This is a genomic window from Streptomyces sp. HB132, assembly GCF_016909575.1.
Lineage (GTDB): Bacteria > Actinomycetota > Actinomycetes > Streptomycetales > Streptomycetaceae > Streptomyces.
Genome location: NZ_JAFBGA010000004.1, coordinates 524,945 through 547,988 on the forward strand (window position 1 = coordinate 524,945; position 23,044 = coordinate 547,988).

General features: G+C 72.5%; 20 protein-coding genes and 1 pseudogene. 8 read left to right on the top strand and 13 right to left on the bottom strand.

Going from position 1 to position 23,044, the window contains the following annotated elements:
* Positions 1-101: 101 nt before the first annotated feature.
* The 4 genes from JOC24_RS13205 to JOC24_RS13220 all read right to left on the bottom strand — a co-directional run bounded on the left by JOC24_RS13205 (position 102) and on the right by JOC24_RS13220 (position 3,155).
* Entirely contained in the window at positions 102-734 is a 633-nt protein-coding gene (locus JOC24_RS13205; protein ID WP_205020413.1) for a class F sortase, read from the bottom strand.
* A gap of 23 nt (positions 735-757) precedes the next feature.
* Positions 758-1,498 (bottom strand): hypothetical protein, encoded by a 741-nt coding sequence (locus JOC24_RS13210; protein ID WP_205020414.1) that lies wholly within the window; start codon positions 1,496-1,498, stop codon positions 758-760.
* A 357-nt stretch (positions 1,499-1,855) separates the two neighbouring features.
* Positions 1,856-2,332 (bottom strand): DUF5990 family protein, encoded by a 477-nt coding sequence (locus JOC24_RS13215; protein ID WP_205020415.1) that lies wholly within the window; start codon positions 2,330-2,332, stop codon positions 1,856-1,858.
* A 28-nt stretch (positions 2,333-2,360) separates the two neighbouring features.
* Positions 2,361-3,155, bottom strand: coding sequence for an aminotransferase class IV family protein (locus tag JOC24_RS13220; RefSeq protein WP_205020416.1), 795 nt, complete (start codon positions 3,153-3,155; stop codon positions 2,361-2,363).
* A gap of 69 nt (positions 3,156-3,224) precedes the next feature.
* Between JOC24_RS13220 and JOC24_RS13225 the strand changes: the two genes are divergently transcribed.
* The 3 genes and pseudogenes from JOC24_RS13225 to JOC24_RS34175 form a co-directional block, all read left to right on the top strand.
* Entirely contained in the window at positions 3,225-3,803 is a 579-nt protein-coding gene (locus tag JOC24_RS13225) for an NADPH-dependent FMN reductase (protein ID WP_205020417.1), read from the top strand.
* A 57-nt stretch (positions 3,804-3,860) separates the two neighbouring features.
* Entirely contained in the window at positions 3,861-4,199 is a 339-nt protein-coding gene (gene cutA / locus JOC24_RS13230) for a divalent-cation tolerance protein CutA (RefSeq protein ID WP_205020418.1), read from the top strand.
* 23 nt (positions 4,200-4,222) lie between these two features.
* A pseudogene (locus JOC24_RS34175) lies at positions 4,223-4,330 on the top strand (gamma-glutamylcyclotransferase); the annotation flags it as partial.
* Between the two features lie 272 nt (positions 4,331-4,602).
* Here JOC24_RS34175 and JOC24_RS13240 read toward each other — a convergent pair.
* Both JOC24_RS13240 and JOC24_RS13245 read right to left on the bottom strand, forming a co-directional pair.
* A complete protein-coding gene (locus JOC24_RS13240; protein WP_205020419.1) occupies positions 4,603-6,678 on the bottom strand; it encodes a molybdopterin oxidoreductase family protein in 2,076 nt (691 codons plus the stop codon).
* Positions 6,679-6,745: 67 nt separating this feature from the next.
* The gene (locus JOC24_RS13245; protein WP_205020420.1) at positions 6,746-7,501 is read right to left on the bottom strand and encodes a SanA/YdcF family protein; all 756 of its coding nucleotides are present in this window, start codon (positions 7,499-7,501) and stop codon (positions 6,746-6,748) included.
* Positions 7,502-7,679: 178 nt separating this feature from the next.
* On the opposite strand from JOC24_RS13245, the gene JOC24_RS13250 reads away from it, so the two are divergent.
* From JOC24_RS13250 to JOC24_RS13270, 5 genes are all read left to right on the top strand, one after another.
* Positions 7,680-8,588, top strand: coding sequence for a sirohydrochlorin chelatase (locus JOC24_RS13250; RefSeq protein WP_205020421.1), 909 nt, complete (start codon positions 7,680-7,682; stop codon positions 8,586-8,588).
* A gap of 36 nt (positions 8,589-8,624) precedes the next feature.
* Positions 8,625-9,935, top strand: a complete 1,311-nt coding sequence (locus JOC24_RS13255; protein WP_205020422.1) for a deoxyguanosinetriphosphate triphosphohydrolase — start codon at positions 8,625-8,627, stop codon at positions 9,933-9,935.
* A 117-nt stretch (positions 9,936-10,052) separates the two neighbouring features.
* Positions 10,053-11,312 carry an NAD(P)/FAD-dependent oxidoreductase gene (locus JOC24_RS13260; RefSeq protein WP_205020423.1) on the top strand — a complete coding sequence of 420 codons (1,260 nt, stop codon included), beginning with the start codon at positions 10,053-10,055 and terminating at the stop codon, positions 11,310-11,312.
* Positions 11,313-11,408: 96 nt separating this feature from the next.
* Positions 11,409-13,331: a DNA primase gene (gene dnaG / locus JOC24_RS13265; protein WP_205020424.1), complete on the top strand. Its 1,923-nt coding sequence runs from the start codon at positions 11,409-11,411 to the stop codon at positions 13,329-13,331.
* Positions 13,332-13,532: 201 nt separating this feature from the next.
* The gene (locus JOC24_RS13270; RefSeq protein ID WP_205020425.1) at positions 13,533-14,609 is read left to right on the top strand and encodes an RNA polymerase sigma factor; all 1,077 of its coding nucleotides are present in this window, start codon (positions 13,533-13,535) and stop codon (positions 14,607-14,609) included.
* A gap of 52 nt (positions 14,610-14,661) precedes the next feature.
* On the opposite strand, the gene JOC24_RS13275 is transcribed toward JOC24_RS13270, so the two are convergent.
* From JOC24_RS13275 to JOC24_RS13305, 7 genes are all read right to left on the bottom strand, one after another.
* Positions 14,662-15,228, bottom strand: coding sequence for a hypothetical protein (locus JOC24_RS13275; protein ID WP_205020426.1), 567 nt, complete (start codon positions 15,226-15,228; stop codon positions 14,662-14,664).
* Complete coding sequence (locus JOC24_RS13280; RefSeq protein WP_205020427.1) at positions 15,228-16,610, bottom strand: hypothetical protein; 1,383 nt, start codon at positions 16,608-16,610, stop codon at positions 15,228-15,230. Before JOC24_RS13280 ends, JOC24_RS13275 begins: the two co-directional genes overlap by 1 nt.
* Positions 16,607-17,428, bottom strand: coding sequence for an ABC transporter ATP-binding protein (locus JOC24_RS13285; RefSeq protein WP_205020428.1), 822 nt, complete (start codon positions 17,426-17,428; stop codon positions 16,607-16,609). The genes JOC24_RS13280 and JOC24_RS13285 overlap by 4 nt, the downstream gene beginning before the upstream one ends.
* A gap of 44 nt (positions 17,429-17,472) precedes the next feature.
* Entirely contained in the window at positions 17,473-18,312 is an 840-nt protein-coding gene (locus JOC24_RS13290) for a zf-HC2 domain-containing protein (RefSeq protein WP_205020429.1), read from the bottom strand.
* Entirely contained in the window at positions 18,309-18,869 is a 561-nt protein-coding gene (locus JOC24_RS13295; protein ID WP_307792679.1) for an RNA polymerase sigma factor, read from the bottom strand. The genes JOC24_RS13290 and JOC24_RS13295 overlap by 4 nt, the downstream gene beginning before the upstream one ends.
* A 487-nt stretch (positions 18,870-19,356) precedes the next feature.
* Complete coding sequence (locus JOC24_RS13300; RefSeq protein WP_205020430.1) at positions 19,357-21,282, bottom strand: ABC transporter ATP-binding protein; 1,926 nt, start codon at positions 21,280-21,282, stop codon at positions 19,357-19,359.
* Positions 21,282-23,015, bottom strand: coding sequence for an ABC transporter ATP-binding protein (locus JOC24_RS13305; RefSeq protein WP_205020431.1), 1,734 nt, complete (start codon positions 23,013-23,015; stop codon positions 21,282-21,284). The genes JOC24_RS13300 and JOC24_RS13305 overlap by 1 nt, the downstream gene beginning before the upstream one ends.
* Between the last annotated feature and the right edge of the window lie 29 nt (positions 23,016-23,044).

The following is a 23,044-nucleotide window of genomic DNA, read 5'->3' on the forward strand; positions in this document are numbered from 1 at the left end:
ACCGCCGGGCCCACCCGTGTCCGACGGTGTTTCCGGGGTCGGCCCGTGCCCGACGGGGCCGACCGGCGCGACACGGCGCAGGCCGTCGGGCGGTCCGCCCCTCAGCGCACCGCGGTCAGGTGGGCGTACGCCACCACGTTTCCCTGGTAACCCGTCTCGCGGCTGAAACCGCCGCCGCACGTGATCAGCCGGAGCGAGGCGTGCGGGGTGGCGCCGTAGACCCGCTTGTCCGGGAACGCGTCGTTCTCGTACACCTCCACCGCGTCGACCGCGAAGACGGCGGTGCGGCCGTCGGCGCGGTCGATCTCGATCCCGGCCCCCTTCCTGAGGGACCCGAGGGCGTAGAACACGGCCGGCCCCTCCGCGTTGTCGACATGTCCGGCGACCACCGCGGTGCCCTTCGTGCCGGGCGGGGTGCCGTCCTCGAACCAGCCGGCCAGATCGCGGTCCTCCGCGGGCGGTGCTTCGAGGCGGCCGTCCGCGTCCAGCCCGAGGCCCGTCATCGGTGCGTCCACTCCGATGCCCGGGATGCGGATCCTCACCGGTTCGGAGGGGCGCAGGGGTGCGGCGACCCTGGTGCCCGGCCGTGGCTCGGAGCCCGCGGCGAAGGCCTCGGCGGTGGACGGCTGCGGGGCGACGGTCCGGACGGCCGCGCCGTTGTGGACCAGCCATATGCCGCACAGCGCGGCGATGCCCACCAGCCAGGCCCGCGCCTTCAGCGGTGTCCTGTCCACGTCCCGTCCTCCGCCGCCCGCCCTCAGCGGTGGACGCGGTACGAGCCGCCCGTGCCGCGGCGGCGACGCAGGAGCAGGGCGCCGCCGACGGCTGCCGCCGCGACGAGACCGGCGCCCGCGGCGAGCCGGGCCGTGTCGGGTGCGGCGCTGCCGCCGACACCGGTCCCGACGTGTCCGGAGGGCCGACTGGGACCGGGCGAGGCCGTGGGCCTGTGTTCCGGGTACGCGGGCGGCTTCGCGGTCCCGGGGTCGGGGCGTGTTCCCGGCTCGGCCCCGGGAGCCGTTCCCGTACCGGCGCCGGGCCGCAGGAGCGCCTCGGACTCGTCACCGGTACCCGTGGCACCCTCCTCCGTCCCCGTCCCCGTCCCCGGCTCCGTCCCCGTCCCCGTCCCCGGCTCCGGCTCCGGCGACGAAGGCCCCGAAACCGCTGCCGGGTCCTCGCCCGTCCCCGGGTCTTCCAGCGGGTCCGTACCGTCGGCCGGCTCCAGTTCCTCGGTCCCCAGGCCGTCGGCCGGCTCCAGGCCCTCGGCCGCTCCCAGGCCGTCGGTGGCCGTCTCGGCGCCGTCGCACGGGACTGCCGCGTCGGCGCCCGCCGCGCCCTCGGGCCCGCAGTCCGCCGTGCCGGCTGCGGCCGTCGCGGCGCCGAACCCCGGTCTGCCGAGGCTGTCCGGGTGTGCGTACGCGGACGGGGCGGCGAGGCCGAGCGCGGCGGCGGTGAGGGCCGCGGCGGCGGTACCGGTCACGAGGCGGGCAGGGCTGAACATGGGAATCCTCCGGGCAGACGGTCGTGTCCTGCCCCCGAGGTAACAGGCCGCGACCCCGGCCCGCATGCCGGCAGCCGGTCCGCTTTCACCCGTACGGGTGTGCGCGGCGTATCCGCGCGCCCGGTCCGGCGCAGGTCGCGACCATGATGGAGACTGCCCGGCCCGCGCGGGGACGATCGGGTGACGCGCACACCCCTGTGAATGTGACGCACGTCACAAGAATGAGGTCGCACCGCACGGGCAAACGACATGCACCCCCCACGGGACGGCATTCCCCCCGCCGACCCCACGGCAACCGCCCTCACCGGCCCATCCCCCCCCGGGACCGGTGAGGGCGGTGTCGGTCCGGCGCCGCCCTCAAGTCCCGGCGGGGCCGCCCCCGTCGGTCGCGGACCAGACGATGTCCGGCGGTCGTACACGGGCACACCGGGGCTGTCCCGCATCGTCCGTCAGGCGCAGCCGCGCCGTCAGGTGCCCTGTCGCCGCGGCGGCCTCCAGGACCTCGGCGCCGATGTCGCTCACCATCAGCTTGGCCCGGCGGAACATGGTGAAGGCGCCCGAGCCGTCCACCGTTCCCCAGGACAGGTAGACGAAGCACCCGCCGAGCCGGTTCTGGATGTACGGCCCCGACACCTCGATGCCCTCCGCCGTGGGTACGGCGGTGCAGTCCAGGGTCCAGGAGGCGTGTTCCGCGTCGCCGGGGTGCAGGCCGAGCAGTTCGCCCGGCCGGTCCTTACGCTGCACCCCGACGTGGATGTTGTCGAAACCGGCGAAGTCGGTGTCGGGACCGCAGGTGCGGCCCGGGAGTTCTGAGGCCTCGATATGGATCTGCATGGCTCCATGGTCCCGCACGCCGGGAAGGTCAGACGGCCTCGCGAGGGGCCTCCTCGTACACCCGGCCGAGCAGCTCCATCAGGTCCTCGTCGATGTCGAAGGGCGTGTCGTCGATCCGGTGGACCGGCGCGACGCCCTGGGAGTTGGTGACGAACGCCGCCCGGTACGCGCCCAGCCCGTCCAGCGTCACCCCGCGCCGCACCGAGGGCCGGCCCGTCCGCGCGAGGCCGCGCTCCAGCAGGGTCATGGTGATGCCGGTCAGCGCCGGGGCGTCCGGCCAGACCACCGAAGCGCCGTCCCAGAAGCCGATGTTCGTGATCGATCCCTCGGTCACCATGCCGCCGGGCGAGGTCAGGAGCGCCTCGTCGAAACCCGCTCTCCCGGCCTGCCGCCCGTAGTAGGTCTGACCGAACTCGCCGGGGCGTTTGATGTGCGGCACGGAGCGTGCGTAAGGGACGGACATGAGGCTGCGTGGCGCACCGTCCGCGCCGACCGGCTCCCGCACCGTCACCATCGGGACCGTGGTCGCGCTGTCCGGCGGCATGAAACCGTGCACCCGGACCGACGCGTCCCGTCTCCCGGCGCCGTCGAGAGCGTGCCTGATCAGCTCGCGGACACGCTGCCCGTCCAGCGGGAGTCCGAACAGCTCCCGGTTCGCGGAGTCCAGTCGGTCCAGGTGCAGGGCCAGACCCGGCACCTGGCGGTCCCTCACCTGCATCGCGGTGAAATGGCCGTAGCCGGCGAAGGCCGGGATCCGCAGATCCTCCCCGGTGGCAGGGCGCCCGTCGAACTCGACGTAGAGGTCCGGCACGGAAGTCGTCATGGTCTCCAGCGTAGGTGTGACGGGGTCGCGCTTGACCTCAATCTTGGTTGAGGTGTGAGTCTGCGGGGCATGGACATCAACACACCCGCTCCCACTGCGTCCGACGCCCCGCTGAAGGTTGCCGTCATCCTCGGCAGCAACCGGCCGGGCCGCTTCGGGCCCGTCGTCGCCGACTGGTTCCTCGGGAGGGCGGCCGGGCACCCGGACATCGAGACCGAGCTGATCGACGTCGCTGAGACCGAACCGCCCGCCACCGGCGCCGCCGGGGCCACCCCGCGACTGGCCCGAGCCGACGCCTTCGTCGTGCTGACCCCTGAGTACAACCACTCCTACCCGGCCCCGCTCAAGAGCCTGATCGACCGGCACTTCACCGAATGGCAGGCCAAGCCCGTCGCGTTCGTGTCGTACGGCGGGATCTCCGGCGGCCTGCGGGCGGTCGAACACCTGCGGCAGGTCTACGCCGAACTGCACGCCGTCTCGGTGCGCGACACCGTCTCCTTCCACAACGCCGGTGCCCTCTTCGACGACCGGGGCGTGCCCCAGGACTCCGGCCAGGCCGACGGGGCGGCCAAGAGGATGCTGGACCAACTGGTCTGGTGGGGACGAGCCCTGCGCGCGGCCAGGGCCCGGCACCCGTACGGCGGCTGACACGGCGCGGGCCGACGATCGAGGGGTCACGGACGACGAGAACGAGGAGACCCGGGGATGACCGAGCCCGCATGGCTGACCGTACTGACCACCACGGACAGCGAGGAGAAGGCGCGCGCCCTGGCCCGGGGCGCGGTGGACGCGCGACTCGCCGCCTGCGCCCAGATCCCGGCCCCCGTCACCTCGGTCTACCGCTGGCAGGGCGCCGTCGAGACCGGCGAGGAGTGGCAGGTGCTGTTCAAGACGACGGCCGAGCGCTACGACGAGCTGGAGGCCCACCTCCTCGCGGCGCACGACTACGCGACGCCCGAGATCATCGCCACGCCCGTCGTGCGCGGCAGCGACCGCTATCTCGCCTGGGTGTCATCCGGGACGGCGCCCGTCGCCACGCCGTGACCGACGTCCAACTGCGCTTCTTCGTGTACGGCACCCTGCTCCCCGGAGAGCCGGACCACGACCGGTTCCTCCGGGGCCGCACCGGCGGGGAACGGCCGGCGGTGCTGCCGGGAGCCCTTCTCCACGAGGGGCCGGGCCACCCGTACGCGATCGAGGGGCACGGCACGGTCCGCGGCGCGCTCGTCACCGCCGGGCCGGGGCGTACGCGGAACCGCCCGGGCTCCTGGACGGTCCGGAGCAGCAGTCCGTACGAGCGGGTGACCCGCAGGGCCGTTCCCTGCCGCGACCGGATACACCCGGCCGCGGCGGGGCGAGCCCGTTCCCGCCTGGGGCCACCTCGCGGCCACCGCCGTCACCCGCTCCCTTCGCGCCGGTGGCACACCCGTGCCGGGCGGCGACCGGCTCAGCCGGCGGCCTCCACCCGCACCGCGCACACCTTGAACTCCGGCATGCGCGACACAGGGTCCAGCGCCGGGTTCGTCAGGGTGTTGGCCCGGCCCTCGCCCGGCCAGTGGAACGGCATGAACACGGTGTCCTGCCGGATCCCCACGGTGATCCGTGCCGGTGCCACCGCCCGCCCCCGCCGCGAGGTGACCGCGACGCTCTCGCCCTCGGCCACCCCGATCCGCTCGGCGAGCCGCGGATGCAGCTCCACGAAGGGTCCCGGCGCCGCCGCGTTCAGCTCGGCTACGCGGCGGGTCTGCGCCCCCGACTGGTACTGGGACACGACCCGTCCGGTGGTCAGCACCACCGGGTACTCCGCGTCCGTCTCCTCCGCTGCCGCCCGGTGCGCGACCGGGACGAACCTCGCCCGCCCGTCGTCCGTCGCGAACCGCTCCAGGAACAGCCGCGGCGTGCCGGCGTGCTCCTCGTCCGGGCAGGGCCAGAACACCCCGTCCTCCGCCGCGATCCGGGCGTAGGTGATGCCCGCGTAGTCGGCCGGACCGCCCGCGGACGCCCGTCGAAGCTCGTCGAAGACCTCCTCCGGATCCGCCGGGAAACCCTTCCCGTGTCCCAGGAGACCGGCCAGCGCGTTCAGCACCTCCAGGTCGCTGCGTACGCCCGCCGGCGGCATGACCGCACGCTGCCGCAGCAGCACCCGGCCCTCCAGGCTGGTCGTCGTCCCGCTCTCCTCCGCCCACTGCGTCACCGGCAGCACGACATCGGCCAGCGCCGCCGTCTCCGACAGCACCACGTCCGCGACCGCCAGGAAGTCCAGCGACCTCAGCCGCTCCTCGACGTGTCCGGCGCGCGGTGCCGACACGACCGGATTCGACCCCATGACCAGCAGTGACCGCACGTCCCGCCCCAGTGCGTCCAGCAGCTCGTACGCACTGCGCCCCGGCCCCGGCAGCGTGTCGGGGTCGACGCCCCAGACCCCGGCCACATGGCGGCGTGCCGCGGGGTCCGTGAGCTTGCGGTAGCCGGGCAGCTGGTCGGCCTTCTGGCCGTGCTCCCGACCGCCCTGGCCGTTGCCCTGGCCGGTCAGGCAGCCGTATCCGGACAGTGGGCGGCCCGCGCGGCCGGTGGCCAGGCAGAAGTTGATCCACGCCCCCACCGTGTCCGTGCCCTTGGCCTGCTGCTCGGGCCCCCGCGCGGTGAGCACCATCCCGGTCTCCGCCCCGCAGAACAACTCCACGGCTTCGCGCAGCTGAGGCACGGGCACCCCGGTGAGGCGCTCCACCAGTTCCGGCCAGTGCGCCATGGCGCCCGCCCTGGCCTCGTCCCAGCCGTTCGTCCGGGTACGGACGAACTCCTCGTCGACCCGTCCGTCCGCCACGCCCAGGTGCAGCATGCCGAGCGCGAGTGCCAGGTCCGTGCCGGGCCGGGGCGCCAGGTGCAGATCCGCCTGCTCGGCGGTCCTGGTCCGGCGGGGGTCGATGACGATCAGCCGGCCGCCGTTCTCCTTCAGCTCGGTCAGATAGCGCAGCGCGGGCGGCATCGTCTCAGCGAGGTTCGAGCCGACCAGGATCACGCACCCGGTCCGGGGGATGTCCTCCAGCGGGAACGGCAGCCCCCGGTCGAGGCCGAAGGCCCGCTGGTGCGCGGCGGCCGCCGACGACATGCAGAAGCGGCCGTTGTAGTCGATCTGAGAGGTGCCGAGCACCACCCGGGCGAACTTCCCGAGGGCGTACGCCTTCTCGTTGGTGAGCCCGCCCCCGCCGAACACACCCACGGCGTCCGCGCCGTGCTCCGCCCGTGTGTTCCCCAGCCCGTCCGCGATCCGCCGCAGTGCCTCGTCCCAGCTCGCCGGGGCCAGCTCACCGCCCGCGTCGCGTACGAGGGGCTCCGTCAGGCGCACACCGGCGGCGAGCACGGCGGGCGCGGTGCGGCCCTTTCCGCACAGGGCTCCCCGGTTGACGGGGAACTCGGTACGCTCCACGACCTCGACCACCCCGCCGTCGGTGACGGGGCGCAGCTTCATCCCGCACTGGAGCGCGCAGTACGGGCAGTGGGTGGACGTCTCGGTGCGGGGCATACACCCAGCGTGCGAGGCCGGTATTACGAGGACCGGTGCGTCCGGTTACGCCCCCGGTACGCGCACCTCAGCCCGCGCCGCCCGCCGCCGTGAGGTCACCCGCCAACGCCTCCGTCACCCCTGGCTCCCGCGGCCCCAGGAAGTGCGGATCCGGCTCGAACACGACGTCCAGGAGTGCCTTGCCCGCCGCGAACACCTCCCGCGCCCCGCCGTAGTACCAGGTGGCGTCGTGGACGTCGTCGGCCCCCACCCCGTAGGCGTCCATCCCGGCGGAGCGGCACAGGGCGATCGCCCGCCGTATGTGGAAGCCCTGGCTCACCAGGACGGCCCGGTCGACCCCGAATATCCTCTTCGCACGGACGCAGGAGTCGTAGGTGTCGAAGCCCGCGTAGTCGCTGACGATCCGCCCGTCCGGCACCCCGCGCCCGGCGAGATACGTGCGCATGGCATCCGGTTCGTCGTACTCCACGCGGCTGTTGTCCCCGGTGACCAGCACGACCTGGACCTTGCCGGACCTGTACAGCTCGGCTGCCGTGTCCAGCCGGTGCGCGAGATACGGCGACGGCCGGCCCTCCCACAGCCCCGCGCCGAACACCACCGCGACCCGCTGCGCCGGGGCGTCGGCCGTCGTCCGCACCCGGGCGTCGGCCGTGGTGAGCAGCCAGGCCGAGGGAACCAGCGCCGCCGCACAGACGGCCATCAGCGCCTGCACCAGCCACCGCTGCCCCCGCCGGGTCCGCGGCAGCCGCGGCCGCGCGGCGGCGACCCGTCTGCGGGCCCTCGGCAGCGCACGGCGCAGCCCCTCCGGTGTCCCCAGCCGCATCCTGCGCCCCCCGCGCTCGTACCGAACTCCTCACATCAGGGACGAACGGCGGGGGCGAATGGTTCGCGTCCCGTGTGAACAGGTACTGACACCATGGACACGGGCCCCGTGAGGCAGAGGCAAAGACCCGTCACCGGTGCGAAACGGCCCGGCAACGTCCGCCCGGCACCATCGGTCGATGACGGAGAAGGCATCGGAACACCCGCCTGAGCCCCTGCCCCTCGACAGCACGGCGCAACTCCTGACCCGCATCACCTCACAGCTCGGAAACCAGCTCAGCCTCGTCTCCCCGAACGGAACCCGCAGGCCCATGCAGCGCATCCGCAGATCCGCACCCACCCTGGTGGCCGTCGCGCACGGCAGCCGGGACCCGCAGGCCCTGCGCACGGTCCTGGAGCTGCTGGACCGGGTACGGGAGCTGCGGCCCGCCCTCGACGTACGTCCGGCCCACATCGAGCTGAACGAGCCACTGCTGCCGGACACACTGGCCGGCATAGGACGTGGGGAGGACGCCGTGCTCGTGCCCCTGCTGCTCGGCCGGGGCCACCACGTCCGGCACGACCTGCCCCGCGCCGCCGCGGCCGCGAGCCACCTCGGGACCCGGGTGGCGGCCCCGCTCGGACCGCACCCGCTGCTCGTCGAGGCCCTGTACGAACGCCTCCTCGAAGCGGGCTGGCGTGACGAGGACGGCACGAGGCGCGACGCCGCCGTCGTGCTGGCCGCCGCCGGGTCACGCGACCCCGACTCCGACGTCGACGCGCGCCGCACCGCCGCCCTGCTCAGCGACCGCCTCGGCGGAGTCCCCGTGGTACCCGCGTACGCCTCGGCGGCCGCGCCCGACGTTCCGGCCGCACTGCGCGCACTCGCCGCCCGTGGCCGCCACCGGGTGGCCCTCGCCTCCTACTTCACGGCCCCCGGCCGGTTCGCGACCCTCTCGGCGGCCGCCGCGGCGGGCGTCACCGCCGGACCGCTCGGTGCGCACCCGGCGATGGCACGCCTCCTGCTGCACCGCTACGACGAGGCCCTGGCCGGCACGGCACCCGCCCCCGGCGCCCTGACGTACCCGCAGCTCCTGGCCCCCGCCTGACCCGTACTGTCGGCCCGCCGGTCTAATCTCGGGTACATGGACGGTACGCACGACCCCAGGGACACGCCGTACGGCGCGGCCGACGCCGAGCGCTGGGACACCGAGCCCGACAAACGGCCGGGCCGCACCGCGTTCCAGCGTGACCGTGCCCGCGTGCTCCACTCCGCCGCCCTGCGCAGACTCGCGGGCAAGACCCAGGTCGTCACACCGGGCACCCGCGGCCGGGCCTGGGACGCCAGCCCCCGCACGCGCCTCACCCACTCCCTGGAGTGCGCCCAGGTGGGCCGGGAGCTCGGTGCCGCGCTGGGCTGCGACCCCGACCTGGTGGAGGCGGCCTGCCTCTCGCACGACATGGGACACCCGCCCTTCGGACACAACGGCGAACAGGCGCTCAACGACTTCGCGTCGGACTGCGGCGGCTTCGAGGGCAACGCCCAGTCGCTGCGGCTGCTGACCCGTCTCGAACCCAAGCGCTTCGTCCGCGACCCCCGCAGCGGTGAGCTCGTCAGCGTCGGGCTCAATCTGACCCGGGCCGCCCTGGACGCCGCCACGAAGTACCCCTGGCCCCGGGGCTCGCACCCCACCGACCCCGGCTCACCGAAGTTCGGGGTGTACGAGGACGACCTGCCGGTCTTCGAGTGGGTCCGCAAGGGCGCGCCACAGGACGGCAAGTGCTTCGAGGCCCAGGTCATGGACTGGTCCGACGACGTCGCCTACTCGGTGCACGACTTCGAGGACGGACTGCACGCGGGACACATCGACCCCGGCTGTCTCTTCGCCGAGCCGGAGCGGGCGGAGATCTGGGCCGTTGCCATCGGCCGGTACGTCCCGGCGGACACCGACCCCCAGGAGCTCGCCGACGCCCTCGACCGGCTCACCGCCCAGGAGTGGTGGCCGCACGGCTACGACGGGACCGCGGTCGCCCAGGCCCGGCTGAAGGACGCGACGAGCCAGCTCATCGGCAGGTTCTGCCTGGCGGCCGAGTCCGCGACGCACACCGCCTACGGGCCCGGACGGCTCGGCAGGTACGGCGCCGAACTCATCGTCCCGCGCGAGGTGCGCAACGAGTGCGCCGTGCTCAAGGCCGTCGCGGACCGTTACGTCATGCAGCGCGCCGAACAGGAGACCCTCCGCGCCGGGCAGCGCATCGTCATCGCCGAACTCGCCGCCGCCCTCACCGCACGCGCGCCCGAAGGACTGGAGCCGCAGTTCCGCGCCCTCCACGAGGCGGCCCCCGACGACCGGGGCCGCAAGAGGGTCCTCGTCGACCAGATCGCCGCATTGACGGACGCCTCGGCGCGGTCCCTTCACGGAACACTCACCGGTGTTGGGCAGACTGGACCCTGAGGGCCACATGCCTGCGGCTGTGACCTGATCGGGATACACCCTCTTTCGCCATCACCCTGCGTGCGGGACGCTCGCAGGGTGACGGCGCCGCGCAGCTAAGTACCGAGGAGGCACCAAGTGGTCGACGCACATCGGACGTTCGTCATCATCGGCGGAGGACTCGCCGGAGCGAAGGCGGCCGAGACCCTCCGGGCGGAGGGCTTCAGCGGCCGGGTGATCCTCATCGGCGACGAGCGCGACCATCCGTACGAGCGGCCTCCCCTGTCCAAGGGCTACCTGCTGGGCAAGGTCGAACGGGACTCGGTCCTCGTGCACGAGACCGCGTGGTACGCCGGCGCCGACATCGAGCTCCACCTCGGCCAGGTCGTCACCTCCATCGACCGTGCGGGCCGGTCCGTGCAGCTCGGCGACAACACGGTCGTCCACTACGACAAGCTGCTGCTCGCCACAGGCGCCGAACCGCGCCGCCTCGACATCCCGGGCACGGACCTGGTGGGCGTCCACCACCTGCGCCGTCTCGCCCACTCCGACCGGCTGCGCAACGTCCTCGCCGCCCTCGGCCGGGACAACGGCCACCTGGTGATCGCCGGAGCCGGCTGGATCGGCCTGGAGGTCGCCGCGGCGGCCCGCGGCTACGGCGCGGAGGTCACCGTCGTCGCCCCCTCGGCGACCCCGCTCCACCACGTCGTCGGCCCCGAGGTCGGCCAGATCTTCACCGAGCTGCACGCCGACCACGGCGTCCGCTTCCACTTCGGTGCCCGCCTCACCGAGATCACCGGACAGGACGGTCTGGTCCTCGCCGCCCGCACCGACGACGGCGAGGAGCACCCCGCCCACGACGTGCTGGCCGCGATCGGCGCGGCCCCGCGCACCTCGCTCGCGGAGGCCGCAGGGCTCGACATGGCGGACCGGACCCAGGGCGGCGGTGTCGTCGTCGACGCCTCCCTGCGCACCTCCGACCCGCACATCCACGCCGCCGGGGACATCGCTTCCGTCGACCATCCGCTCTTCGGCGGCCGGCTGCGCGTGGAGCACTGGGCGAACGCCCTGAACAGCGGACCCGCCGCGGCGAAGGCCATGCTCGGCCAGGACGTGACGTACGACCGCGTGCCGTACTTCTTCTCCGACCAGTACGACCTCGGCCTGGAGTACTCCGGCTGGGCGCCGCCCGGTTCGTACGACCAGGTCGTCATCAGGGGCGATGCCGGCAAGCGCGAGTTCATCGCCTTCTGGCTGAACGACGGCCGGGTCCTCGCCGGGATGAACGTCAATGTGTGGGACGTCACCGAAGACATCCAGGCGCTGATCAAGGCCGCCCGGCCGGTGGACGCGGACGCCCTCGGAGACCCCTCGGTGCCGCTGGGATCCCTGCTCTGACCGGTGGGGCCGGGCGTCCGGGACCCTCCGGTGCCCGGGGCGGTGCCCCGCGGCCGGCCGGTCCCGGACGCCCGGCCCCACCCGTAGACTTCACGCGTGGCAGGCAGGATCAATGACGACGACGTGAAGGCGGTCCGGGACGCGGTCCCGATCGACGCCGTCGTGTCCGAGTACCTTCAGCTGCGCAACGCGGGCGGCGGAAACCTCAAGGGCCTCTGCCCCTTCCACGACGAGAAGTCCCCCTCCTTCCAGGTGAGCCCGGGCAAGGGCCTGTTCCACTGCTTCGGCTGCCAGGAGGGCGGCGACACGATCGCCTTCGTGATGAAGATCGATCACCTCACCTTCTCCGAGACGGTCGAGCGCCTGGCCGCCAAGGCGGGCATCACCCTGCGCTACGAGGAGGGTGGCTACAACCCCTCCCACCAGCGTGGCGAGCGCATCCGGCTGGTCGAGGCCCACAAGATCGCCGCCGATTTCTACCGTGAGCAGCTGAACGGTCCCGAGGCGGAGATCGGCCGGAAGTTCCTCGCCGAGCGCGGCTTCGACCAGGACGCGGCGGCCCACTTCGGCGTCGGCTACAGCCCCGCCGGCTGGGACCACCTCACCCGCTTCCTGCGCGGCAAGGGCTTCAGCGACAAGGAGCTCATCAGCTCCGGAATCTCCCAGGACGGCCGCCGGGGCCCCATCGACCGCTTCCGCGGCAGGCTGATGTGGCCGATCAGCGACACCTCGGGCGAGATCGTCGGCTTCGGCGCCCGCAAGCTCCGCGACGACGACAACGGCCCGAAGTACCTCAACACCCCCGAGACCTCGATCTACAAGAAGTCCCAGGTGCTGTACGGCATCGACCTGGCCAAGAAGGACATCGCCAAGGCGAGCCGGGCCGTCGTGGTCGAGGGCTACACCGACGTGATGGCCTGCCACCTCGCGGGGGTCACCACCGCCATCGCCACCTGCGGGACGGCGTTCGGAGGTGACCACATCAAGATCCTCCGACGGCTCCTGATGGACAACGGCAGCGCCCGGGTGATCTTCACCTTCGACGGTGACGCGGCCGGCCAGAAGGCCGCTCTGCGCGCCTTCGAGGACGACCAGAAGTTCGCCGCCGAAACCTACATCGCGATCGCGCCGGACAACATGGACCCGTGCGACCTGCGCCTCGCCAAGGGCGACGAGGCCGTCCGCGACCTGGTCGAGCCCCGTACCCCGCTCTTCGAGTTCGCGCTCCGTCAGATCGTCGGCCGCTACGACCTGGAGACCCCGGCCGGCCGGGCCGCCGCCCTCGACGAGGCCGCGCCCGTCGTCGCCAAGATCAAGACGAGCAGTGTGCAGCGAGAGGTGGCCGTCCAGCTCGCCGGCTTCGTCGGCATCCTCGACCAGGAATTCGTCGTCCACCGGGTAAACCAGCTCGCCCAGTGGGCCCGCGGGCGCGGAGACGGCGGGCGCGGGGACAAGCGAGGATCCGCGCCGACCGCCTCCCGTGCCGGCGCGCAGCACCACCAGGTCCAGGCCTCCGCCGCCCCGTCCGGCCCCGCGCTCAACCTCCGCAGCCCCGCCCACCGCACGGAGCGGGAGCTGCTCAAGCTCGCTCTGCAGAAGCCCGCCCTGGTGTCCCCTGCCTTCGACGCCTACGGCGTCGACGAGTTCACCGCCCCGCCGTACGCGGCGGTGCGCCAGTGCATCGCGGAGGCGGGCGGCGCGGAGCTGGGCGTCGCCGAGACCCGTGAGTACCTGGTCCAGGTGCTCGACGCGACCCCCGACGACACGGTGCGCAAGCTCGTCACCGAGCTCGCGGTCGAGGTCTTCCACGGCAAGTCCATCGACGAGGGGTACGCGGGCGAGCACCTGGTCAAGGTCCGCCTGCGCGCCGTCGACCGCAGGATCGACGACGTCCAGGGCAGCCTCGCCCGCCTCGGCAGCAACGTCGCCCCGGACCACCTGGCCGCCGCGCAGAACGAGGTCTGGGTCCTCCAGCAGTACGCCCAGTCGCTGCGGAGCCACGGCGCCGCCGCCCTCTGAGCCTTCGAGCCGGACCGGCGGAGCGTCCCGTCACCCTCCGGGCGCCGCCGTAGGCAAAAAGTCACCGCACGCCCCTCGTGGCGGCGATGTGTCGTACGCCACACTGGGTGGCGGTGCCTGAGTCATCGGAGCGCGGCCGGTCCGCCCGGCGCGGACCCCCCATCCCCGCGATCCGGCAGCGATCACCTGGAGGTCGCCCCCGTGCAGACCCGGACCGTGCCCACCCCGACCGAGCATGTCCCGGCGATTCCCGCGCAGAACCGGGTCACCCGTCACCCGGAGACAGCGGGCACGCCCGAACCGGTGCTGGAGGAACCGGTGGAGCCCCCCGCCTCCCCGGAGCCCCGGAGCCGTCCGGAAGCGGGCGGCCCGACCTCCGACCTCTTCCGCCAGTACTTACGGGAGATCGGGCGGATACCGCTGCTCAGCGCCGCCGAGGAGGTGGACCTCGCCCGCCGCGTCGAGGCGGGGCTCTTCGCCGAGGAGCGGCTCGCCGGCACCCCCGACCCCGACACCCGGCTCGCCGTGGACCTGGACCGGCTCGTGGTCATGGGGCGGATGGCGAAGCGCCGGCTCATCGAGGCCAACCTCCGCCTGGTGGTCTCCGTGGCCAAACGCTATGTGGGCCGCGGCCTGACCATGCTCGACCTGGTCCAGGAAGGGAATCTCGGACTGATCAGGGCGGTCGAGAAATTCGACTACGCACGGGGCTACAAGTTCTCCACGTACGCGACCTGGTGGATCCGCCAGGCGATGTCCCGGGCACTGGCCGACCAGGCCAGGACCATAAGGGTCCCGGTCCACGTCGTCGAGCTGATCAACCGGGTCGTACGCGTCCAGCGCCGCATGCTCCAGGAGCGGGGCTACGAGCCCACCCCCGAAGAGGTCGCGGCCCAGCTCGACCTGACGCCCGAACGCGTCGGCGAGGTCCTGCGTCTCGCCCAGGAACCCGTGTCCCTGCACGCCCCCGTCGGCGAGGAGGACGACGTCGCCTTCGGCGACCTCATCGAGGACGGCGACGCCGCCTCGCCCGTGGAGTCCGCGGCCTTCCTCCTGCTGCGCGAACACCTGGAAGCGGTGCTCTCCACGCTCGGGGAGCGCGAGAGGAAGGTCGTACAGCTCCGCTACGGACTGGACGACGGGAGGCCCCGCACGCTCGAGGAGATCGGCAGGATCTTCGGCGTGACACGCGAACGCATCCGGCAGATCGAGTCCAGGACGCTCGACAAGCTGCGGGACCACGCCTTCGCCGACCAGCTCCGGGGCTACCTGGACTGAGCGGAGCGGGCGCCTCGTCGCCGCGTGCCCACATGCCGTCCGTGGGCGGTCGCTAGCGCCTCGGGCCGACGACGGCGTATGCCACGGTGCCGGTCACGGCCAGGGTCACGGCGACCCATGTGGCAGCCGCCGTGCCAGGCGGCAGCAGCAGCCAGGCCAGGATCTCGTGCGCCACCTCCGGCAGGGTCGCAGGGAAGAGGGCGAGGGTCAGCCAGCCGACCGGCAGCGTCCACGCGTGCTGCGCGCCGCACAGCACCGCTCCGACGGCGGCGAGCCCCGCGAGGCCCGCGCTGTCCCGGACGACGAAGGCGGTGGTGCCCACGTCCGCTCCCATCGCCCGCACCGCCAGCAGCACCGAGGCCACGACGGCGCCGATGAGGAGCACGTGCACCGCGCGGCGGGGCCCCCAGCGCACCGCCGCCGTGCGATCGAGCGCGGAGTCCTGCCCGCCCAGGCCGATCGAGGCCGCCGTCACGGCCGCGGTGAGGGCGAGCACCGGCAGCCGCGGGTCGGTGCCCTCGCCCCGGGCCAGGAACCACATGGCCAGGGCGGCGGCCAGCACAGCCGCTGCCGAGGCGGGCACCTGCCGGGACCGTGCGTACAGCACCAGCCACCTCATCAGAAGGCCTCACCCGTCAGCACTCCGCGCGCGTCCCGCACGTCGCAGGCGAGGGCGGCGGTGCGCGTGTCGCCGATCCACGCGCGCTGCTCCGCCGGTGGCAGTGCCGTCAGCCGGCCCCACGCCGCCTCCCCGGCCTCCCGGTGCTCCGGCCCGTCGAAGTGACCGGCCCAGTCGATCAGCCGGAAGTCACCGAGAGCCCAGCCCGCCCCGACGCTCTGGGAAATCTCGTCCAGCCCGATACCGTTTATCCAGCTGCTGCGCTCGGTACAGTGCGGTGCCAGCCCCTGGCCGACCAGGGCCCGGGTCAGCTGCTCGCCCTCCGCCCGTACGATCACCGGGTCGTCGAGGTCGATGAGCACCGCCTCGTCCGAAAGCTCCCGCTTCCCCATGGGCCCACGCAGCGCCGTCTCCTCCCGCACCACGTCCGGCGCATCCACGCCCAGTGCCTCCTGCAGCACGCGCAGCGCCTCCTTGCCGTGCGGTGCGAGCGCCGCCAGCCGGTCGCGGTGCATCTCCGTCACGCACACCGGGCCGTCGCACACCAGTTCGGCAGCGGCCTTGTCGATCACGTACGTGTCACGCGGCTCGACGGGCAGGATCAGCAGGGCGAGCGCCGCGCCCCCCAGGACGGGAGCGAGGGCGAGCAGCCGGGCGCGTGCCGAGGCGGCGGCCAGCAGGGCGAAGCCGGTGGCGAGCATGCCGGAGAACCACACGGTCTGTCCCAGGTGCACGGAGGGGGCGAGGGTGAGCAGCTCCTCACGGGGCAGCGCCACACCGGGCACCAGCTGCGCCAGCAGGTTGGGCGCGTTACCGGTCGGCAGCGCCTCATCCGCGAACTGCTGGAGCAGGACGGTCATCACGAGAGCACCCACCGCCATCAGCGGCGGGGTGAGCACGGACGGCAACGCGCGCGCCACACCCATGCCGAACAGTGTCCCCGCGACCAGAGCCAACGCCGCCACCAGCACGATCGGCAGCCAACCGAGGGGCATGTACGTGGTGTCACCCAGCAGTACCCAGGTTCCGCCCGTGGCGACGATGGCCAGGAAGGCCGATGTCAGCGTGACGGCCGAGGCCGCCGAAGGGACCGCCACGCGCTGCCAGGCGGGCCGGGGCACCGTCGCCATCAACTCGGTCACCCGCGAGCGCGGATCACGCAGCCCCTGCAGGGCCCCGAGCCCCACCGCGACGGGCCACAGGTAGTACAGCAGGCCGCGGACGGTCAGGGCCATGGGCGTCCACTGAACCGTCCAGTCCGCGGTGCTCTCCCCGGGGCCGAGAACCAGGAGGAGGAAGAGCAGTCCGGTCGTCAGGACGGCGACGCCGGCCCACGGGGCGACGGAACGCCTCAGTTCGGTACGCAGTACGCGGACGTTCACCAGGCACCCCTCTTCTGCGCGGAGCCGGGCGCGGGCTCGGCGAGCAGCGCCGAGTAGCCGCGCTCCAGCGGGCTGTCCCCCGGATGGCCGGCGGTTCCCGCGGCGGCCATCCCGGCAGGGGTGCCCTGGAAGACCAGCCGGCCCTCGGCGAAGAGCACCACATCGGTGCAGGCCGCCGCGACGTCCTCCACCAGATGCGTGGAGACGACCACGCAGGTGTCCGTGGCCAGCTCCTGCAGCAGTTCACGGAAGCGCATTCGCTGCGCCGGGTCCAGGCCGACCGTCGGCTCGTCCAGCAACAGGACCTCCGGGTCGTTGACGATGGCCTGGGCGATGCCGGCCCGTCGCACCATGCCGCCGGACAGGGCCTTCATCCGGTCGTCGGCGCGGTCCGCGAGACCGACCCGCTCCACGGCTCGCTGGACGGCCGCCGGGACGTCCGCCTTGGGGACTTCCTTCAGCCAGGCCATGTACTCGACGAACTCGCGCACCGTGAACCGCTTGTAGTAACCGAACTCCTGCGGCAGATAGCCGATCCGGCGGCGCACCGAGCGGTGCTCGTCCGCGGAGGCCACGGACGTGCCGAACAGCTCCAAGGCGCCCTCGGCGGGCCGCAGCACGGTGGCCAGTGCCCGGATGAGCGTGGTCTTGCCCGCCCCGTTCGGGCCGAGGAGGCCGTGCACGCCCGTGCCGAGGGACAGGTCGAGCCCGTCGACGGCCATCCGGGTCCGTCCGACTCGGATCTTCAGTCCTGCGGCCCTGATCTCATGGGCGTAGGTCCTCGGCGCGACTTCCGCCGCGCTCACCGCGCGTGTCATGCGCTGTTCCTCTCGGGTGGTGGGGGTGGGGGTGGTCAGGGTGGTCACGGGGAAACCCGGGGGACCGTGGTGTACGAGCCCCGGCGGGCCATCACGACGCCCATGCCGAGCACGAGCAACAGGCCCCACACGGGCAGGCTGTCGGGGTCCAGGAAGGCGGACTTGCTGCGGGTGATCAGAGACGGCGCCATGACACCGGCCGTCCACACGGCCATCAGGCCGAGAGCGGCGCGGGCCACCCCGAAGAGGCCGCCGAGCGCCAGGGCCGCGGAGGTCAGGGCCAGGCAGGGCAGCAGCCACTGAGCTGCCGACACCCCGGCCGGCCAGCCCGCGGCCAGCAGAACGGGGACGACCACGGCCAGCACGGACGCGGTGCGGCGCAGCACCAGGTGCAGTCCCGCCCGCGGTGCCGCCGCCGTCAGCTCGTACGCCGGATCGAGCCCCCGCGACCAGGACGCAGCGACCCCGCCCAGCGGCAGGACCGGGGCGAGCAGCAGCACCAGCGACACCTCGCTGAAGCCGGGAGCGGCCAGGTCCAGCGCCAGCGCGATCAGGACGACGCCGACGGTCATGGCCAGCCACGGGGCCATCACCGGTGTGAGCCACGCCGTCAGCCACACCGGTCGGCGCCGCCGCGCCGGCATCGTGGGCGCGGTGTCCAGACTCGGCTCCAGGCCGCGCCAGACGGTGCCGATCAGCGAGGTGACGTCGGGCGCCCCCGTCTCCACGGCGTCCGAGAGTCGGGTGCGGCATGTCGCGCAGGCCTCCAGGTGCGCCTCCAGCGCCCACACCTCGTCGGCGGCGATGTCCGCGTCGCCGCGCGCGTAACGGCCGATGAGCCGCACGGACGCGTGTTCTCTGCTCTCTCCGCTCAACCCGCTCATGCCAGCGCCTTCCGCATCGCGATCCGCGCCCGGCGGGCACGGGTCTTGACCGTGCCTTCGGGCAGCCCGAGCAGGGCGGCGGTCTCCCGGACGGACAGCCCGTCGAGCACCGTGGCCTGCAGTACCTCTCTGAGTTCCGGTGCCAGACGCCGAAGCGCGTCGCCGACGTCACCGTCGACGCCCGTCGCGAGCGCCTCCTCCTCGGCAGCGGGCGCCATAACCCGCGCGGCGGCGGCCGGCGGCGGCTCGGCGTGGTGGGCGCGGCGTCGGAAGGCGTCCACGAGGCGGCGCGCCGCGATCGTCCACAGCCATCCGACGGCCGTGCCGCCGACCGCGCTGCCGGCGAACGCGCCCGCCGCGCGCCACACCGCCAGATACGTCTCCTGCATCACCTCGGCGACGATCTGCTCGTCGGAGCAGCGGCGGCGTAGCCGTACCGCCATCCACGGCGACGTGCGCCGGTACAGCTCCTCGAACGCGGCGCGGTCGCCCTTGGCCACCAGGCGGACGAGGCGCTCCTCGTCCACCTTGTGCAGCGCTTTCCTGTCTGCTCTCACACCTGCTGGACGCCGGACCGGGCCTTCAGGTTTTCTCTCAGCCGTGATCTGCGTCACGTGAGGCAGCGGCGGTACCTGGCCGCACCGTGGCAGGACCCCCGCGGGCGCCGGTCGGGTGGGTGGCCCGTGCACCCCGGAACGGTGGCGGCCGACGAGCCCTGTCGCAGGACGGCACCAAGCGGGGATGAGCGGGGTTGCGGCCCCGTGTCCTCGGCGGCGGCCTCCCGGAACGCCGGCTTCGGACGGGGCGGGCCGCGCTCTCACGCGCTGGGCTCAGGCGCGGACCCGCCCGGACGTCACCGGCCGCCTCGCCCGCCGCGCACCGTCACCACCGGGCGCAGGGCAGACGCGTGGAGAAGTGCCCCGGTCGGGGCGGGGCCGGACTCACCGAGGGCCCGGCCTCCTGGGAGCACGCGGACGTGGCGAGCCGTCCGCCGGGGCCGCGGCCACACCCCGCCCTTCCGTGTTCCGGAGCCGGACGAGACCGTCAGTCCACCTCGGCGGGCGCCTGAGCGAACTGCGCGGCGTAAAGACGGGCGTAGGCGCCCTCCGCCGCCAGCAGCTCGTCGTGCGTGCCCTGTTCGACGATCGCACCGTCCTCCATCACCAGGATCACGTCCGCGTCCCTGATGGTGGAGAGCCGGTGCGCGATCACGAAGCTCGTACGGCCGTGGGCCAGCCGCGCCATCGCCTTCTGGATCAGCACCTCGGTACGGGTGTCCACCGAGCTGGTGGCCTCGTCGAGCACCAGGATCACCGGGTCGGACAGGAACGCCCGCGCAATAGTGATCAGCTGCTTCTCGCCCGCGCTCACCCCGGACCCCTCGTCGTCGATCACCGTGTCGTAACCGCCGGGCAGGGTACGGACGAAACGGTCGGCGTGGGCCGCCCGCGCCGCCTCCTCGATCTCCTCGCGGGTCACCTCGCCCGCGGCGCCGTACGCGATGTTCTCAGCGATCGTGCCGCCGAACAGCCAGGTGTCCTGGAGCACCATGCCTATGCCCGAACGGAGTTCGTCGCGCGTCATCCTCGCCGCGTCGACCCCGTCGAGGGTGATCCGGCCGCCCGTCACCTCGTAGAACCGCATCAGCAGGTTGACCAGTGTCGTCTTGCCGGCGCCGGTCGGTCCGACGATCGCGACCGTGTGTCCTGGCTCCACGTTCAGCGAGAGGTCCTCGATGAGCGGCTTCTCCGGGTCGTACCGGAAGGAGACGTTCTCCAGCGAGACCCTGCCCCGCAGCTCCTTCGGCCGCTCTCCGGGATCGGGGTCGGGCGCCTGCTCCTCGGCGTCCAACAGGCCGAAGACCCGCTCGGCCGAGGCGATGCCCGACTGCACGAGGTTCGCCATCGAGGCGACCTGCGTCAGCGGCATCGAGAACTGCCGCGAGTACTGGATGAACGCCTGCACGTCACCGATCGACAGCGAACCCGATGCCACGCGCAGCCCGCCGACGACGGCGACCAGCACATAGTTCAGATTCGAGACGAACATCATCAGCGGCTGCATGATCCCGCTGTTGAACTGCGCCCTGAAGCCCGCCTCGTACAGCGCGTCGTTCTCCTCGGCGAAGTCCCTCGCGGCCTCGTCCTGCCGCCCGAAGACCTTCACCAGGGTGTGGCCGGTGTACATCTCCTCGATGTGGGCGTTGAGCCTGCCCGTCACCTTCCACTGCGCCACGAAGTGCGGCTGCGACCGCTTGCCGACCCGCGTCGCCACGAACACCGACAGCGGGATCGTCACCAGCGCCACCAGGGCCAGCAGGGGGGAGATCCAGAACATCATGAACACGACGCCGACGATGGTCAGGAGTGAGTTGATGAGCTGGCCCATCGTCTGCTGCATCGTCTGCGAGATGTTGTCGATGTCGTTCGTCGCCCGGCTCAGCACCTCTCCGCGCTGCTGCCGGTCGAAATACGACAGCGGCAGCCGTGCCAGCTTGGTCTGCAGATCCTCGCGCAGCTGGAAGACGACCCGGTTGATCACCCGGATCGACAGCCGCGTCGACACCAGCATGAGCAGCCCCGCGCCGACGTAGACCACCAGCGCCGCCAGCAGGACCTGGCCCACCGCACCGAAGTCGATGCTCTCGCCGGGCGTGAAGTCCACCCCGGACAGCATGTCTGCGAGCCCGCCGCTGCCCTCCTCACGCAGGTCGTCGACGGCCTGCTGCTTCGTCATGCCGTCCGGCATCTGCCGTCCGACGACGCCCGCGAAGATCAGGTCCGTGGCCTCGCCGAGGATCTTGGGCCCCGCCACGGAGAGCGCCACGCTCAGCGTGCAGGCGCACAGCATCAGATACAGCGAGGACTTCTCCCTGCTGAACCGTCTCAGCAGCCGCTTCCCCGAACCCTTGAAGTCCAGGGACCGCTCGGTGGGCCCCTGGGCCATCATCCGTCCGCCCGGTCCTGCCATCAGGCGGCCTCCGCTTCCGTCAGCTGCGAGAGCACGATCTCCCGGTAGGTTTCGTTGCCGTCCATCAACTCGTGGTGGCTGCCCGTCCCGACGACCCGGCCCTCGTCCAGCACCAGGATCCGGTCGGCGTCACGGATCGTGGACACCCGCTGGGCCACGATCACCACCGTCGCCCCCGCGGTCTCACGGGACAGCGCAGCGCGCAGCGCGGCGTCCGTCGCGTAGTCGAGGGCGGAGAACGAGTCGTCGAAGAGATAGATCTCCGGCTGCCGCACCAGCGTCCGGGCGATCGCGAGCCGCTGCCGCTGGCCGCCGGAGACGTTCGTTCCGCCCTGCGCGATCGGCGCGTCGAGGCCGTGCTCCAGCCGTTCCACGAAGTCCTTCGCCTGCGCCACCTCCAGCGCGTGCCACAGCTCCTCGTCGGTCGCGTCCGGATTGCCGTAGCGCAGATTCGTCGCGACCGTCCCCGAGAAGAGGTACGGCTTCTGCGGGACCAGTCCCACGGTCCTCGCCAGCAGGGCCGGATCCAGCGTCGACACGTCAGCGCCGTCGACGAGCACCTCGCCGTCCGTCGCGTCGAACAGCCGCGGTACGAGCCCGAGCAGCGTCGACTTCCCGCTGCCCGTCGACCCGATGATCGCGGTCGTCTCGCCGGGCCGCGCCACGAGATCGACGGAGCGCAGCACCGGCTCCTCGGCGCCCGGGTACCGGAACTCCACGCCCCGCAGCTCCAGATGGCCGTGCTTGAGCAGCTTCGTGACCGGGGAGCCGGGCGGCACCACACTCGACTCGGTCTCCAGTACCTCCTGGATGCGCTCGGCGCAGACCTCGGCGCGCGGCACCATGATGAACATGAAGGTGGCCATCATCACCGACATGACGATCTGCATCAGATACGCGAGGAACGCGGTCAGCGCCCCGATCTGCATGCCGCCGCTGTCGATCCGGTGCGCCCCGAACCAGACCACGGCGATCGACGACAGGTTCACCACCGTCATCACCGTCGGGAACATGAGGGCCATCAGCCGCCCTGTCGACAGCGCGACGTCCGTCAGCTCCGTGTTGGCGCCGCGGAAGCGCTCCTCCTCGTAACCGTCACGGATGAAGGCGCGGATGACACGATTGCCGGTGATCTGCTCGCGCAGCACACGGTTCACCATGTCCAGCCGCACCTGCATCATGCGGAACAGCGGCCTCATCCGCCGCACGATGAGGCTCACCGAGATGCCGAGGACGGGCAGCACGGCCAGCAGCACCGCCGACAGAGGGACGTCCTGGCCGAGCGCCATGACGACGCCGCCGACGCACATGATGGGTGCCGAGACCATCAGGGTGAACGCCATCAGGACGAGCATCTGGACCTGCTGCACGTCGTTGGTCGTACGCGTGATCAGCGAAGGCGCCCCGAACCGGCCCACCTCGCGCGCCGAGAACGACTGCACCCGCCCGAAGACCGACGCCCGCACGTCCCGGCCGAGAGCGGAGGCCGTTCCTGCGCCGTGGTACACCGCCCCGATGTTGCAGACCACCTGAACGACGCTGACCGCGATCATCACGGCGCCGTACCGCAGGATGTACGCCGTGTCACCCCGCACGACACCGTTGTCAATGATGTCCGCGTTGAGGCTGGGCAGATACAGGCTCGCGCAGGTCTGCAGGAGCTGGAGCAGCACCAGCAGCATGATGGGACGTCTGTACGGACCGAGGAAGGTCCGCAGAAGTTTTATGAGCACACGAGTCTCTCGGTGTCGGCGAAAGGCAG